Origin of the sequence: Solirubrobacter soli DSM 22325 (assembly GCF_000423665.1) — a bacterium.
Lineage (GTDB): Bacteria > Actinomycetota > Thermoleophilia > Solirubrobacterales > Solirubrobacteraceae > Solirubrobacter > Solirubrobacter soli.
Map to the genome: position 1 here is coordinate 160,323 of NZ_AUIK01000008.1, position 15,552 is coordinate 175,874.

Sequence of the window (15,552 nt, forward strand, 5' to 3'; positions counted from 1 at the left end):
TTGCCGGAGCGTAGCGTCTTCGGGCATGCGCTCCGACATCGCCCCCGGCGGCACCTTCCCGGACTACGAGCTTCCCGACCAGGACAGCGTCACCCGCAAGCTCTCGGAGATCCAGGGCGACGACCCGATGATCCTCACCCTCGCCCGCGGTCACTACTGCCCGAAGGAGCACCAGCAGCACCTCGAGCTCGCCGCGTTCTATCCCAAGATCGCCGTCGCCTACACCAAGATCGCGACGATCTCGACCGACGAGCACCACACCAGCCAGGAGTTCCGCGCCTCCGTCGGCGCGCAATGGCCGTTCCTCGAGGACCCGGGCCGCACCGTCCAGAAGGACCTCGACATCCAGGAGTACACCGACCCCGACAACGACCCGATGATCCCGCACACGCTCGTGCTCAAGCCGGGCCTGGTCATCCACACGATCTACAACGGCTATTGGTTCTGGGGGCGCCCGTCCGTCGTCGACCTCTGGCACGACCTGCGCGACGCCTTCGCCGAGGTCCGCCCGGACTGGGACCTGGGGAAGCCGGGCCTGCGCGAAGCGTGGGAGGCGGGCGACTTCTCGCACTTCCACGGCTGGGACAAGCGCCCGCCCGCGTGACCTGCGGCTACATTCCAGCGCGATGATTTCGCGCAGGATTCCCCGAATGTCTTTCGCGACGCTGATCGCGAGCGTCGCTGTGGCCGGCCCGGCGGCGGCGGCCGCGGAGGGCCCCACCCGCGATGAGCTGGTCGCCCGCGCGAAGGCGCTCGGGCTCGGCGCCAAGGCCGACACCATCGCGCGCGACGCGCTGCCAGGCGCCCGCCTGGTGGCCGGCGGCGACGGAGCGCTCGGGGAGTCGCGCCTCGGGGGCGAACCCGACCTGCCCGCGGGGACCCCGTGGCCGCGCTGTGGCGGCCACCGGCTGAGCTTCCTCGCCCAGCTGCGGCTGGCGGATGTCGCGGCGCTCGCGCCCGGAGCCGTCCCGGCGAACGGCGGCACGCTCGCCGTGTTCGCCGACCTCACCGAGAACGCGGACGGCGTCACCGACGTCGAGGAGGCCGTCGGACCGGTGGGCTCGAAGACCTGCGTGGTCGTGCGCACACTGCGTGGGCGGCTCGCGCGCCGCCCCACGCCGAAGCGGGTGGCGAAGCTGCGCAACCGGCCGGTGCAGCTCAAGCCGACGCTGACGATCCCGGACTCCATCATCGGCGAGGAGCGCTACGACCTCGATCGCAAGGCGACAGACGCCTACGCCGAGCTCGAGTACGAGGCCGCGCTGGGACGGTTGGAGACCGTCACCGAGTCCTCGCCCGTCCACCAGGTCCTCGGCTGGCCCACCCCCGTCCAGGACTCGCCGCTGTACGGCTGCGGGAAGACCGTCTCCAAGCAACCGAGCCATCGGCTGCTGCTCCAACTCGACTTCGACGAGCGCCTCGACTTCGCGATCGGCGACGGCGGAGCGCTCTATCTCTCGGGCCGCGCGGGGGATCTGCGCGCCGGGCGCTTCAACCGCCTCTGCGCGGAGTTCCAGGAGGGCTGAAGCGACATGCGCCGACTGCTCATCGTCGCGGCCTTGCTCCTCGCCGCGCCCGCGAGCGCGAGCGCCGCGCTCGAACAGGTGCCGCCGACCACGATCAGCGGACCGCGCAGCGAGTGCGTCCAGTCGACGGGGCCGACGGGCGAGGTGCTGGCGGCGACCCGCACGCGCCTGCAGCTGCTGCGGCCGACGCGAGAAGGCTTCAAGGCCGAGGCGACACCGGATTTCGATACCCCGCCCGTGCCCGACTGCGGGTCGGCGTCGATCAGCGCGAGCGGCTCGGGCGTGATCGCCTGTTGCAACTTCCGGGAGGGTCCGGCGGCGGCGGTGCGAGAGCCCGGGGGCGCGTGGAGCGAGCCATCCGAGCTGGCGGAGGAGGGCTACGCCGGCGTGATCGCGCTGGCGACGGCGGTGTCCGAGCGCGGAGACGCGCTCGTCATGTACTCGGCCGAGTCGTTCTCCCGCGACGATCGTGGGGCGGTGCGCTTGTACGCCGTCCGGCGGAGCCCGGGCGGAGGGTTCGGTGAGCCGGAATCGCTCGGCGGACCGTACGGCGACGACGTCAGGGGGTTGCAGGCGGGTCTGACGGCGGAGGGCGAGGCGATCGTCCTGTGGGAGACCCCGGACGACTTCGATGCCGTTCCGCGGCGCAACACCGTCGACCTGATGGTCGCGACCGCGCCCGCCGGTGGGCGCTTCGGCGCACCGGTGAAGCTGGCCACGATGCCGCGACTGTCGCATGCGTCGCTGGCGGTCGCACCCGACGGCCACGCGCTGGTCGCCCTCGCCGACGCGACGACCGTCCGCGTCGCCGAGCGCGCTCCCGGCGGGGCGTTCGGCGCATCGGTGCCGGTGGTCGCGCACAAGGACCCCGTGGGCGCGTCCACGCGCGCCGCGCTCGACGGCGCCGGGCGCGCGGCGATCGCGTGGACCGGCGTCGCGTTCGGAGGCGTCGGCGCGGTCACCCGCGCCGCACCTGGCGCCTTCTCCGCCCCGGTCTCACTCGCCCCCGCGGTGCGCCGGCTGCCGTACGACGCGTTCCTGCTGCAAGACGGCGGCCTCACCTACGACATCCCCGCCGGGGGTTGGTGGTTCGGCGGCGCCGAGATCCAGACCGGCCTCGATCCGAGCGGCGCGTGGGTCACCTGGGACCAGCCGCAGGCGGCGCGCGGGCCGTTTCACGACCTGGCGGCGGTCGCGACGCTCCCGTTCGACGGCTCGCCCGCGCTCACGCAGACGGCGGGAACGCCGACCGCCAGTGCCGGCGAACCTCGCCGCGTCGCGCTGCCGGATGGCACGCCGGGCCTGATGTGGCTCGACTTCCCGGATGACGACCACATCCGCCTGCGGCTCGCCACCGAGGGCGCCCCGGTCTCGCCCGCCCCGCCGGAGCTCCGCGTCGGCCGCCCGCTGAAGACCGCGCTGGGCGTGAACGACAAGCTCCGCCTCCCGGTGCGCTGCGGCGGGCCGTGCGAGATCCGCGCCGAGCTCGTCGGCGCCTCGTGGGCCGACACACTGCTCCAGCTCCCACGCGGCGGGTCCGGAACGCTCGTCCTGGACAGCTACGCCGAGCCGATCGCGCCACGCCGCCCCGGCCGCGTGCGCGTGCGGCTGGTCTACGCCGCACTCGACGGCGCGCGGACGGCGACGCGCACCGTGTCGCTCCGGCTCTCCCAGCGGCGCGCCGCGCCGATCGCGTGGCCGCATCTGCACGACCTGCGCGCGGTGCGCCGCGGCAAGCGGATCGAGGTCTCGTGGACGGCCGACAAGCCGACGGAGTCGAACTTCCAGGTGACCGGCTCCACCACGCGCTCCCGGTTCGAGCTGCCGGTTGCCGTGACGCTGCTGTACGACCGCGCACGAAGGCGGGCGTTCAGCGTGACGCTGCCCGCCGCCGAGGTGCGCTACGTCACCCTCTACAGCTTCGGGCCGCGCCCGTACAAGACCGTCGTCCGCGTCCGCTGATCGCGATCAGGCGTCCGGCGTGCGCCCTCCTCGCCGCTCGATCGCCTCGGGCAGCACCGAGCCGGGGAGCCCGGAGAGCTCGCCGACCGGACGCACCTGACGCGCGAACTGCACGGCCATCGGCGCGCTGAGCTGCTCGGCGCTCGTGGCCTCCTTGACGCGGTGGAGGCGGACGACGATCCGGTCGAGCGTCTCGGGCGTGACCTCGGCCGCGGGCACCCGCGCCATGAAGTCGTACACGCCGCGCTCCGCGAAGTGATGCCCGTGCTGCTCCGGCGGACCCTCGGGGTTGGGGAAGGACCGCTGCAGGCCGAGATCGGGCAGCGCGCCGGCGTGCAGGAGCCGGTCGTCGAGGGTCACCTCGTACGCGTTGCCCGCGGGGAAGCCGGTGACCTGGCCGAGGGGCCCGGAGACGAGGTGGCTGTCGACGATCGAGAGCTCGCCCTCGCGCACCCTGACGCGCATCCGGATGTACTGCTCGTCCTGTCCGGCCGCCCCCTGGTCGCCGCCGGAGCCCTTCGCCTGCTGGTCGCCGAGCCGCAGCTCGCCGCCGGCCGCGTCGGGCCCCTGCGCCTTGAACGGGGCCTTCACGCGGGACGCGCCTTCAGGGGCCGCCGCCACCGCGGTCTTGCTCTGGCCCTCGTAGCTCGGGATGTGTTCCGCGGCGGGAGCCTCGACCCGCGCGTCCGGTTTCGTGGGACGGCTCTCGTCAGGCTGGAACGCCGGCCGCCGCTTGGACGATGTGCGCTTGGACTTCTTCATGGTCCGCTCCTTCACCAGTTCCGGCCGTAGCGATAGTCGTGGATCCACCGGTAGTAGATCTTGCTCAGGGCGTAGCCGCGACGCCCGTCGATCACTCCGAACCAGTCGGTGTTGTGAACGTAGAGGTTCGGTTGGCCCGCGGCGCGCCCGGAGAAGTTGGCGACCTCGAAGCGGTCGACCGGGCCGAGGTTCCACTCGCCCACCCAGTCGCCGATGAAGCTCGCGCTGAGCGCTGTCCCCGACGAGACCATGCGCCCGAGATACTCCTCCGACCAGTCCTCGTGGTTCCACGCCCAGAGGTCCGTGCGGCCGTTGCCGTCGAGGTCGGCGGCGAAGAACCGGTCGTGCCGCGCCAGGCCGCCCCACCCGGGGACGTCGCCGTCGTACCGGCGCACGAACGCGAGGCCGCTCCCGTTGGAGCGGAACATCCCCAGGTACGGCATCGACCAGTCGTCGCCGTTGAAGATGTAGATGTCACAGCGCCCGTCGCCGTCGAAGTCGCCGAGGATCAGCTTGTCGTTGCGCGCGAGGCCGCCCCAGCCCGGGATGTCGCCGTCGAAGCGGGCGGTCATCGTCAGGCCCGACGCCTGCGAGCGGAACAGCCCGACGTACGCCATCGACCAGTCCAGGCCGTTGAAGATGACGAGGTCGTCGCGGTTGTCGTTGTTGAGATCGCCGACGAAGATCTCATCGTGCCGGGCGAGCCCGCCCCAGCCCGGGATGTCGCCGTCGTAGCGGTTGGTCATGTTGAAGCCGGTGCCGGTGCTGCGCAGCAGCCCGACGTAGGTCATCGACCAGTCGTCGCCGTTGAACACCACGAGGTCGTCGCGTCCGTCGCCGTCGAGATCCGCGCGGTAGAAGCGATCGTTGCGGGCGAAGCCGCCCCACCCGGGGATGTCGCCGTCGTAACGGGCGATCAGCCGCAGGCCGCCGGCGCCGTCGGACGCGAGCAGGCCGAGGTAGGGCATCGCCCAGTCGACCCCGTTGAAGATGACGACCTCGTCGGCGCCGTCGCCGTTGAAGTCCCCCACCACGATCTGGTCGTTGGGCTTGAACTGCCATGAGCCGGGCACCCGTTCGACGCCGCTGAACGTGTGCGCGAAGCCGCTGCCGTCGGCCTGGAAGAGCTGGATCGAGGTGCCGTGATGAAGCAGCACGTCGGTGCGCCGCTGGTCACCGAAGAACCGGCCCGCGTACGCGTTGCGGAAGTGGTGCTCGGTCTCGCTGTCGCGGTGCTGCTTGTTCGACGTGTAACAGACCGGGCAGAACTCCGGGCTGTTGCCGTTCATCCGGCAGTTCTCGACCGGGCGGTAGATCCCGGTCTCCAGCGTTCCGCCGCCCTCGAACAGGCCGGCGTCGAAGTTGCTGCTCCACGTCGCCGGTCGCGTGCCCTGGTTGTAGTTCGCGCCGGAGCCGACGCCCGTCGGCAGCGGCGTCGTGGGCGCGATGAACTGGCGCCACTTCGTCGTCGACCGGTCGGTGTTCGTCGTCAGGTTGATCCAGCCCTGCTCGCCGCCGGTGTAGTTGCCGGTCACCGAGTACTCGTCCGCGAACCCGCCGATCCCGTGGCCGAACTCGTGCGCGATCACGGTCCAGTCCACGCCCATCGGCACGTGCGCCCGGCCACCGCCGCCGCAGCCGCCGTAGTTCGGGTTGTTGAGCACGACCAGGATCTCGTTGGCGTCCGGCACCCACTTGTTGATCGCCGCCTGCAGCCGCACTTCCGTGTTCGCGCCGTACTCGAGCCAGCAGTGCGACCACGACCCGCTGAAGATCATGCCGAGCGCCGTGTTGTGGATCGTCTCGGACGCGATCGTGTCGTCGCTGGGATCGACCGTGCCCTTCTCGTCGTACGTCCGCACGCTCACCCCCGAGTCCACCGACTCGAGGTTCACCCGATAGATGTTGAACGCCGAGGCGTCCTCGGAGAAGTAGTCGTGGCCGAACACGCCCTGGATCAGGGTCGTGTCCACCCAAGTGTTGTAGGCCGCCTGGTCGGCGGCGGTGAAGCCGTCCCCGAGGACGGCGATGTTGCGCTTCGTTCCGGGAGCGCCTGCTCTTCGGAGCACCGTCATGCTGTCAGCCATCGATCAACGATCCCTGATCGATACAGAAACAACAAACGGTCCTGCCGGCGGGACACTGCGGCAGCCCCCGAATCCGAGGTCTGCCGCAGCGATTGAAGTGGAGACGGCGGGAATTGAACCCGCGTCCGCGATCGCGTAAAGGACGGTATCTACGAGCGTAGCCGGTGCTCTAGATCTCGCCCCCTGGTCGCTTCACCGGCGAGGTCTCAGGGGGCCAGCCCGATCGAATGTCCCCGCGGTCAGCTCAGGCCGGCTGATCCTTGGGTGATCCTGCTATCTGACTCGGCCTGATCCCGCCGCAGGCTGCGGGGGCCGAGACTCTTCACCTAGTTTCGGCTAGGCGATGAGCTGGAAGTCGTGGCTGGTCGCCACGGCCGTGCGATCATTCGCATTTGTTGTTACCGGGGTTTTACGAGGCCTCCGGTACCTCGACTCGCAACCGACCCCACGAACCGACCACGTCGAAGCCTGTCGTCCCCGGGGTTGTCTAACCATTGTAGTCAGCAATACGGGAAACGCTGCGCCGGCGCGAAGCCGAACTTCCCGCCCTTGGCGAAGAGGTAGAGCGGGTTGGGGTCCTGGCCGGCGCGGATCAGCTTGGTTCCTCCGAACGACAGGCGGGCGACGTAGTAGCCCTTCCCGGGTCGCTTGACCTTCAGGGTCGCGCCCGCGGCGCTGAAGCGTGCGCGGCTCTTCGAGACCACGGGCCCCTTGTACTTCTTCGTGCCACGGCAACCGGTGACGCGCTGCAGGGACAGGGTCGCGACTCCACCGGCGGCTTCGGCGGCGAACTCCGTCGTCACGGCGAATCCGACGCGGCGGGCGCTGCGCGAGCCGACGACCCGCGATCTCTTGCGCAGGAAATCGGCGCGGACGAGCACCGGCGTCGGCGCCGACCAGTCGCCGAAGAAGTTCACGAGCCTGTTCTCCTGATCCTGCCCCTGCGCCACGACACGCGCCTGGCACGCCCACTCACCCGGTCGTGGGAACTCGTCCTCGGGCAGGTTCTGCGCGGTCGCGCCCGCTTCGGGAACGACGGTCGCGCCGAGCGTGCATTGGACGCCGGGCATCCCACCGCGCGGCTCGGGCGCGGTAACGCGGTCCACGACGCCCGACGTCTCGATGCGGCGCAGGACGAGTTGCCCGACCACGGTCGGCGTCAGCATGGCCGCGACGCCGAACGACCCGGTCGCGGTCTCGCCCTGCGTCAGGCAGTCGCCGCGGTCACCCGCCAGCACGGAGACGGAGACCGTGTACGTGCCGTTGCCCTCGAACTGCAACTCAGGACCGGCGGCGACGATGTCGCCGGCCGCGCCGTTGCGCCCGGTGCAGAACGGCGCGGAATTGGGCTGGACCGAGGCGCCGTGCGGGACGGCGGCGATCGTCAGCGCCGCGCGCTGGAAGCCCGCCGTCTGCAGGCGGTAGCCGATCTCATACCCGCCGACATAGCTCGACACGGGCGCGGACGCGAGCGGGATCCAGTCGCTCACGGCCTCGTGGGTGTCCCACGGCGTCTCGCGCAGGAACAGCTCCGGGGGCGCGGCGGCTGCGGGGGCGGCGAACAGCAGGCTCGCGGCCAAGATGAGAAGAAGCCGCGCCATGGGCGGACACTACCGGCCGTTAGGGTGCGGATCCATGCGGAGCTTCGATGTTGTGGTGGTCGGCGCGGGGCCGGCCGGGGAGGTCGCGGCCGGGCGGCTCGCAGAGAAGGGGCTGAATGTCGCCATCGTGGAGGACCGACTGGTCGGCGGCGAGTGCTCGTTCTGGGCGTGCATGCCGTCGAAGGCGCTGCTGCGGCCGTACGAGGCGCTGGCGGAGGTCAAGCGGATCCCGGGGGCGGCCGAGGCGGTGACCGGCGGGCTCGACGTCCCGGCGGTGCTCAAACGGCGCGACGAGGTCATCCACGACCTCTCCGACGACGCCCAGCTCCCGTGGCTGGAGGATCGCCACATCACGCTGGTCCGCGGGCACGGACGGCTGACCGGCGAGCGCCGCGTCACGGTCGGCGACGAGGTCCTCGAGGCCCGCCGCGCGGTCATCCTGGCGACCGGCTCGGCACCGAAGGTCCCGCCCATCCCGGGCCTGCAGGAGTTCGATTGCGCCTGGACGAACCGCGATGCCACAGTGGCCAAGGCGGTCCCCGAGCGGCTCGTCGTGCTCGGCGGCGGCGTCGTCGGCGTCGAGCTCTCGCAGGCGTTCCAGACGCTCGGCAGCCAGGTCACGCTGATCGAGGGCGCGCGGCGGCTGATCCCCAACGAGGAGGAGTTCGCCTGCGTCCAGCTGACCGCGGCGCTGCGCGAGTACGGCGTCGACATCCGCACGGCGCAGAAGGCGGAGCGGATCACCCCCAACGACGACGGATCCGTGACGGTCACGACCACGGACGGCAGCGAGGCGGTCGGCGACAAGGTCCTCGTCGCGCTCGGCCGCACGCCGCTGACCAGCGACCTCGGTCTCGAGGTCGTGGGCCTGACGCCCGGAGAGCTGGTCAAGGTCGACGCCCACAACCGGGTCCCCGGCCGTGACTGGCTGTACGCGATCGGCGACATCAACGGCAAGGCCCTCTTCACCCACATGGGCAAGTACCAGGCGCGGGTGACCGCCGACTGCATCCTCGGCCACAGCCACGTGATCGCGCACGGCGCCGACGGCAAGCTCTCGCCGCGGGTGATCTTCACCGAGCCGCAGGTCGCCGCCGTCGGGCACACCGAGCAGAGCGCGCGCGAGGCCGGCCTCGAGATCGAGATCGTCGAGACGTCGACGAGCGGGAACGCCGGCGGGTCCTTCTATGGCCGCAACGCCCCCGGCACGACCCGCTGGATCGTGGACCGCGAGCGACGGATCGTCGTCGGCTGCACGATCACCGGCGCCGAGGTGGCGGACTTCCTGCACGCGGCGACGATCGCGATCGTCGGCGAGGTCCCTCTCGAGCGGCTTCGCCACGCCGTGCCGAGCTTCCCGACACGCAGCGAGATCTGGCTGAAGCTTTAAAGAAGTCGACGCGGAGGGAGCCGCTCGAGGTCCCTCCACCACGCCCCCGGCAAGCCGGCGACGTCGCTTCAGGGCGGCGGGCCTTTCACCTCATGGCCTCGCTCTTTGCGTCTCAACCTCCGCGTCTGGGCAGAACCTATTCGTCACCGATGCCACAAGGCAAGACTCTGAAATCCGTTCATCCCGCATCCTCCGTGAATTCATGACTTCAGGCGCATTCGTCCGTCAGGACTCGCGCTTCCGCGGCCTGCCCCACGGCGGCCCGGAGCGCCACCACCTCTACGTCGCGCTGGCCTGCCCGTGGTCGCAGCGCGCGGTGATCGTCCGCGCCGTGCTCGGCGTCGACATCGGCATCTCCTACGCGCACCCCTACCGCGACGAGCGCGGGTGGGCGTTCACGGGTGGGCGCTTCACCGACGAGGTCAACGGCTGGGACTTCCTCGAGGCCGGCTACCGCGCGACCGACCCGGAGTACGACGGCCGCGTCAGCGTCCCTGTGCTGTGGGACAAGGAGGACGAGCTGATCGTCTCCAACGAGTCCGCCGACATCATCCGCATCTTCAACGACTGGGCCGACGGCGATCTCTACCCCGAGGCCCTGCGCGACGAGATCGACGCGGTCAACGAGTGGGTCTACGCCGAGCTGCAGAACGGCGTGTACCGCGCCGGGTTCGCCCGCTCGCAGGAGGCGTACGACGAGGCGTTCCGCGGCGTGTTCTCAGCGCTCGAGCGGCTCGAGGCGCTGCTCGAAGACCGCCCGTATCTGGCGGGTGACCGGATCACCGAGGCCGACTGGCGCCTGCTGCCCACGCTGCTGCGCTTCGACGCCGTCTACCACACCCACTTCCGCTGCAACGGCAAGCGGCTGATCGAGTACCCGAACCTGATCCGCTACGCGGCCGACCTGTACAGCCGGCCGCGCATCGCGGAGACGTTCGCGCTCGACGAGGTCAAGCGCCACTACTACACGACCCATGACGAGCTGAACCCGAAGCGGATCATCCCCGCCGGGCCGCTCGACCTGGGATTCGTCAACGCCTGAAGGAGCGCTCCATCTCGCGCTTCATCTCGCGCTCCTTGATCGCCTGGCGCTTGTCGCCGACGTCCTTGCCGCGGGCGAGCGCGATCTCGACCTTCGCGCGGTTGCTGTCGGAGAAGTAGAGGCGGGTGGGGACGAGCGTCAGCCCCTTCTCCTTCGTCTTGCCGATCAGCCGCTCGATCTCGCGCCGGTGCATGAGGAGCTTGCGCGGGCGCTCGGGCTCGTGGTTCTCACGCGTGGCCGGCGCGTACGGCGGGATGTGGACGTTGTAGAGCCAGACCTCGCCGTTGACGACGGAGGCGTAGCCGTCCTTGAGCTGGGCCTTGCCCTCACGCAGCGACTTGACCTCGGTGCCCGTGAGCACCAGGCCCGCCTCCCACTTGTCGAGCAGGTTGTAGCGGTATGACGCAGAGCGGTTGGAGGCGATGTCCGGCACCCCTCCAGTTTGGCAGGCGCTACTTCACATTCAGGGTCGCCCGCATGCCGGCCTTCTTGTGGCCGGGCAACGAGCAGTACAGCGTCCACTTGCCCTTGGTGAGCGTGCCGCGCCACTCGGCGACTGCGCCCGGCGACGTCTCCGGGACCGCGGCCGCGCGTGAGGTGCGCGCCTTGCCGGCGGGGACGAGCCTGAGGTCATGCGGGTCCTCGCCGCGGATCGCGAGCTGGACGATCGCGGGCCCCGGCTTGACCGTCGTGCGCGAGAGCGTGAAGCGGAACTCGGTCGCCTCGACCAGCACCCGGGCGGGGGCGGCGATGCTCGCGAGCGGCGTCGGGGGCGGCGAGTAGATCACTTGACCAGCACCGGGCGACCGATGCCGCGCGCGTCGGGGAGGATCGCGAGCGGGTCGACGCCGAACCAGTCGCCGCACAGCGCGCCGTACACGCCGCGGTAGTCCGAGGTCGCGCGCAGGTTGCCGTCCTTGTCCAGCTGGGCGAGGCCGGGGAACTCGCCGACCATCCGGCCCGCGGCGCGGGTGCCGATCACAAAGCCGCAGCCGGCGGCGCCGTGGTCGGTGCCCGAGCCGTTCTCGGCGGCGCGCCGGCCGAACTCCGACCAGACGAGCGTGAGCACGCGGTCGGCGAGCCCGCGCGCCTCGAGGTCGCGCTGGAACGCGAGCAGCGAGTCGAACGTCAGCTTGAGGTTCTTCGGCAGCGAGGTCGCCTGGTTGGCGTGCGTGTCGTAGGCGCCGGGGGCGCTGATCGACGCGGCGCGGATCGGGAGCCCGGCGGCGAGCATCGCGGCGAAGCCGGCGAGCCGCTTCGGGAACGCCTCGCTCGACTGCGGATAGGCGGCGGCGGGCGTGTACGTCGGCTTGCCGTCGGCGCCCAACGGCTTGAGCGCGTCGCGCACGCCACCCGCGAACGCGGCGGCCTGCGCCGCTTGGGCGACGGCGGGATCGGAGGAGCCGCGCAGCGCGTGCCCGATGTTCGTGAACGCGGGCACCGCGAGGTCCTCGGCGTCGCCCCAGGCGCCCGGCGTCCAGAAGCCGGAGTCCTCGGGCTTGTTGATCGCCGCGACCGGGTTGCGCGCGGTCGCGAGCGTCGGGGAGAGCTGGCCGTCCAGCGAGACGCCCTGGAGCGGGTTGTCGGGCGAGCCGACGCGGTCGAGCACGCGGCCGAGCCAGCCCGTGCGCAGGTGCGGGTCGAGCGCGCCGACCTCCCAGAAGTGGCGCGACGTGAAGTGCGACTGGTCGGCGTTCGTGTACCCCACCGCGGGCAGCACCGAGACCTTGCCCTCGGCGTGCAGGTCGGCCAGCGGGCTCGCCGCGGGATGCCACATCAGCCGGGGGTCCTCGGCGAACTCGCGCCCGCCGTCGAGGGCGAGCGTCGGCCGCAGCTTGCGGTACTGCGCGTCTCCGACCGGCGCCAGCACCGACAGCGAGTCGACGCCGCCGTCCATGAAGACGCTCAGAAGGACGCTGTTCGGCCCGGCGGCCTGCGCCTGGGCGACCCCGGTCTCGAACCCGGGCAGCTGCGCGAGCTTGCCCGCTCCGTACACCGCGAGGCCGATCCCGGCTGAGCGCAGCAGGAAGGCCCGGCGCGAGAGGCCGGTGCCCGCCGGCTCGGGCATGCCGGGCTCGATCGCGGGAAGGCCCGCGGCGGCGCGGGCGTGTTCGGTGCAGCAATCCATTTACGAGGTCAGGTAGTCGGGGGACGTGGCGACGAGCATCCGCAACGCATTGAGCGCGAGCACCGGATAGACGGTCTTCTCCCACCGCTCGGTGGCGGAGGCCAAGGTGTCGGCGGCGTACTTCTCCAGCCCGGCGCGGACCGTGCCGGAGATCTTCGGGGAGCCCCAGAACGCGATCGCCTCGTTCACGAGCCCGGCCGGGTCCTGCGGGACCTTGTCCGCCGCGGCGTCGGGATCGAGGCGCGCCGGCTCGCAGATGTACTGCGCCATCTGCCAGCGGGCGCGGAAGGTCGCGGTGTCCAGCCAGCGGGTGTCGTCCCACCCGGAGACGTTGGGCGGGAGGAAGAGGTACTGGCCGGCGCTGTCGCACAGCCACGCCCACGCGCTCGTGTCGATCCCGCGGCCGACGGCGCGGAGCATCCCGGCGGCCTGCACGACCGGCGGCTTGACCATGCGCTTGCCCGCGTCGTAGAGGTCGGGGTGGGCGAGGATCGCCTCCAGCAGCGGGCGCACCTCGCGGCCCTTCGCGACGTAGAGCCGAGCGAGCCCTTTGACCGTCGCCGGCGACGGCTTGGCCGGGATGAAGTAGCCCCAGAGCTTGGTGACCATGAACTCGGGGTGCTCGCGGTGGCGGGTGACGAGGCGCACGCCCTCCTGCCAGCCGAACTTCCCGCGCTTGCCGTAGATCCTCTTGGCGCGCGGGTCGTGGAACTTCTTGTCGTAGCGGAAGCGGGTCGGGCCGCTGTCGGTCCAGTCGTTGCGGAAGCCGGTCAGCGCGCGTGCGAGCTGGCGGACGTCGCCCTCGGAGTAGCCGCGGCCCGCGCCGAGGCAGAACAGCTCCTGCAGCTCGCGCGCGTAGTTCTCGTTGACGTCCCACTGGTTGTTGGACGTGCCGTTGAGCCAGAGGAGCATCGCCGGGTCGTGGGTGATGTCGAGCGCGAGCGCCTCGAAGTTGCCGAGCGCGTGCTTTCGCAGCAGCTGGTTCTGGTCGATCATCAGCCGCTGCGGCACGCCCGACTTCGACGTCGCGAACCAGTCGTGCCAGACGAGCGTCATCCGCTCCACGAGCGGCGCCTGGGTGCGGACCATCTTGTCCAGCCACCACAGGTGGTCGTGACCCCACGCGTCCTTGGGGGCGAGGTCGCCGCCCTCGCCGTCGTTCGGGTTCGGGCCGACCAACGCCTTCGACTTCGGGTGCGTCAGCGACTCGACGGCGCCGTGCAGGCCGAGCTTGGCGAGCTCGGCGGCCTGGCCGGGCTTGGGGCCGAAACCGGCGCGCCAGAGCAGCCGCGCGGCCTGCTCCTCACCGAAGGCACCTCGATACGACGGGACTCCCACCGACTGTCCATCGGCAGGTCCCAAGCCACAGTTGAGACCCGCGACCCATGGAACGGACGCACATGTCCGCCTACTGTCCGCCCCACGATGCGCGACCAGCGCGGCCAGACCGCAGCGGAGTATCTGGGAGGCCTGTTGCTGGTCGCGGTGATCATCTTCGCGGTGCTCACCACGGGCACCGGGACCGCCGTCGCCGACGGCGTCGAGAACGCAGTCTGCAAGATCCTGCAGCGCGACACCTGCGACCCCACGGCGACGCCCGGGGACCCCGGCGTCGGCGACTCCGACCTCGACGGCCCGTCGCTCACCGACCACCCGCTGATCGCGCTCCCGTTCCCCGGCTCGGTCACGGTCTCGTGCACCTACGACGAGCGCGATCCGGAGAAGTGCGTCCCGCACGGCGGGCCCGGCGTCTCCGTCCAGGCGAGCGGGGAGATCAAGGTCGAGCGGACGCCGACGTCGCTGGACGCCAACGGCTGCCCGTGGCAGACGCTGTCGCTGCAGACCAAGCTCCAGCTGAGCGCCAACGCCGAGGCCAAGGGCGCCAAGGCCGGCGGGTCGCTCTCGGCCTATCTCGGGCAGTCGACGAACTACAGCGTCACCGTCGATCCCGGCCAGGCGGACGACATCGCCGACGGCGACCGCCCGGCGCCGAACCCGGTCGACCCGACGACGATCAAGGCGGGCGAGAGCGTCCAGCTGAGCGAGGACTTCTACGCGGGCATCAACGCCAAGGGCTCCTACCGCGCGATCCAGGCCGAGATGGGCTACGACGAGGGCCATCGCGTCTCGTCTGGCGTCAAGCGGATCAGCCCGACGACCGTGCGGGTGATGGTCGGCGACTCGGACTTCGTGCGGTCGGCCCTGAAGCTCGGCGTCGGCTACAAGGACGTCGCGGTCTCGCTCGGCAACAGCAAGGACCTCGCCGACGGCAAGCTGCACGCGGTCGACATCGACATCTCCAACCAGGCCGGCTGGGACGCCTACCAGGCCTTCCTCGGCTCCGGCAAGCTGCCCAAGGAAGGGACGCCCGGAACGCTGAACCCGACCAAGGCGTCGACGGTCGTCTACACCGACGTCACGTCGCTCGAGGCCAAGCTCGGCGGCCTGAAGCTCGGCGGGCGCGTCAACGACTCCGAGGGTCGCTTCACCGAGACCCACAACGCCGACGGCACCACCGACACCACCGGCTTCGCCCGCTACGGCGACGTCGGCGTGGCGGTGACCACGAAGAAGGACGCGAACGGCAACGTCGTCGGCACCCCCACCCGCTCCTTGCTGCTCGAAGGCGTCGACCACTCCCTCGTGGACGGCCTCTACCAGGTCACGACCGGCCAGCACGCGCCGGACGGCGTCAGCTCCAACGTCCGCCTCGACTTCACCGAGGGCCAGCTCGAGCAGCTCCGTCAGGCCGCTCTGAGCCGCCTCGCCGACAAGATCGAGATGAACCGCGACGGCCGCCCCACGAACGACGAGATCGCCTCCTCCCTCCAGGAGAACCACGGCATCGTCGAGTACAAGGGGGTCAGCTACGGCTTCACCGGCCTCGACGTCTTCCTCGGCATGGCGCAGACGCCCGAGGACGCCCTGATCGCCCTCTACCACGGCGGCATGAGCTCGGGCGCCGTGGCCGAGAACCTCGAGCTGCTGATGCTCGACGGCGGCCTGAAGATGAATGTGCTCAACGAGCCGCGCTGCTGAGTACGCTCCCGGCCA

The 15,552-nt window shown here is 71.0% G+C and carries 13 protein-coding genes and 1 other RNA gene; 6 read left to right on the forward strand and 8 right to left on the reverse strand.

The window, feature by feature from the left end:
- Positions 1-25: 25 nt before the first annotated feature.
- The 3 genes from G569_RS0104970 to G569_RS0104980 are packed head-to-tail and all read left to right on the forward strand — an operon-like array spanning position 26 to position 3,488.
- The gene (locus G569_RS0104970) at positions 26-604 is read left to right on the forward strand and encodes a redoxin domain-containing protein (protein WP_028062603.1); all 579 of its coding nucleotides are present in this window, start codon (positions 26-28) and stop codon (positions 602-604) included.
- Positions 605-650: 46 nt separating this feature from the next.
- Positions 651-1,526 carry a DUF1963 domain-containing protein gene (locus G569_RS0104975; RefSeq protein WP_028062604.1) on the forward strand — a complete coding sequence of 292 codons (876 nt, stop codon included), beginning with the start codon at positions 651-653 and terminating at the stop codon, positions 1,524-1,526.
- Positions 1,527-1,532: 6 nt separating this feature from the next.
- Entirely contained in the window at positions 1,533-3,488 is a 1,956-nt protein-coding gene (locus G569_RS0104980; RefSeq protein ID WP_028062605.1) for a hypothetical protein, read from the forward strand.
- Between the two features lie 6 nt (positions 3,489-3,494).
- Here G569_RS0104980 and G569_RS0104985 read toward each other — a convergent pair whose 3' ends face one another.
- The 4 genes from G569_RS0104985 to G569_RS0104995 all read right to left on the reverse strand — a co-directional run bounded on the left by G569_RS0104985 (position 3,495) and on the right by G569_RS0104995 (position 7,938).
- Positions 3,495-4,250, reverse strand: coding sequence for a hypothetical protein (locus G569_RS0104985; RefSeq protein ID WP_157591826.1), 756 nt, complete (start codon positions 4,248-4,250; stop codon positions 3,495-3,497).
- Positions 4,251-4,261: 11 nt separating this feature from the next.
- Entirely contained in the window at positions 4,262-6,337 is a 2,076-nt protein-coding gene (locus G569_RS0104990; protein ID WP_084284228.1) for a M64 family metallopeptidase, read from the reverse strand.
- 95 nt (positions 6,338-6,432) lie between these two features.
- Positions 6,433-6,816, reverse strand: a transfer-messenger RNA (tmRNA) gene (gene ssrA / locus G569_RS60465).
- Positions 6,817-6,837: 21 nt separating this feature from the next.
- Positions 6,838-7,938, reverse strand: coding sequence for a hypothetical protein (locus G569_RS0104995; protein ID WP_028062608.1), 1,101 nt, complete (start codon positions 7,936-7,938; stop codon positions 6,838-6,840).
- Positions 7,939-7,972: 34 nt separating this feature from the next.
- Between G569_RS0104995 and G569_RS0105000 the strand changes: the two genes are divergently transcribed.
- Together G569_RS0105000 and G569_RS0105005 are read left to right on the forward strand one after the other, a co-directional pair.
- A complete protein-coding gene (locus tag G569_RS0105000; RefSeq protein WP_028062609.1) occupies positions 7,973-9,328 on the forward strand; it encodes a dihydrolipoyl dehydrogenase family protein in 1,356 nt (451 codons plus the stop codon).
- 202 nt (positions 9,329-9,530) lie between these two features.
- The gene (locus G569_RS0105005; RefSeq protein WP_053225873.1) at positions 9,531-10,370 is read left to right on the forward strand and encodes a glutathione S-transferase family protein; all 840 of its coding nucleotides are present in this window, start codon (positions 9,531-9,533) and stop codon (positions 10,368-10,370) included.
- On the opposite strand, the gene smpB is transcribed toward G569_RS0105005, so the two are convergent.
- The 4 genes from smpB to G569_RS60830 are packed head-to-tail and all read right to left on the reverse strand — an operon-like array spanning position 10,360 to position 13,836.
- Positions 10,360-10,803 (reverse strand): SsrA-binding protein SmpB, encoded by a 444-nt coding sequence (smpB, locus tag G569_RS0105010; protein WP_028062611.1) that lies wholly within the window; start codon positions 10,801-10,803, stop codon positions 10,360-10,362. The two genes, G569_RS0105005 and smpB, sit on opposite strands and share 11 nt — an antisense overlap.
- 19 nt (positions 10,804-10,822) lie before the next feature.
- Positions 10,823-11,158, reverse strand: coding sequence for a cupredoxin domain-containing protein (locus G569_RS0105015; protein WP_028062612.1), 336 nt, complete (start codon positions 11,156-11,158; stop codon positions 10,823-10,825).
- Positions 11,155-12,498, reverse strand: a complete 1,344-nt coding sequence (locus G569_RS0105020; protein ID WP_028062613.1) for a DUF1501 domain-containing protein — start codon at positions 12,496-12,498, stop codon at positions 11,155-11,157. The genes G569_RS0105015 and G569_RS0105020 overlap by 4 nt, the downstream gene beginning before the upstream one ends.
- On the reverse strand, positions 12,499-13,836 hold the full coding sequence (locus tag G569_RS60830) for a DUF1800 domain-containing protein (RefSeq protein ID WP_053225874.1): 1,338 nt from the start codon (positions 13,834-13,836) through the stop codon (positions 12,499-12,501). It lies immediately after the preceding gene.
- 87 nt (positions 13,837-13,923) lie between these two features.
- On the opposite strand from G569_RS60830, the gene G569_RS63685 reads away from it, so the two are divergent.
- The gene (locus G569_RS63685; RefSeq protein WP_028062614.1) at positions 13,924-15,537 is read left to right on the forward strand and encodes a Flp family type IVb pilin; all 1,614 of its coding nucleotides are present in this window, start codon (positions 13,924-13,926) and stop codon (positions 15,535-15,537) included.
- Positions 15,538-15,552: the final 15 nt, after the last annotated feature.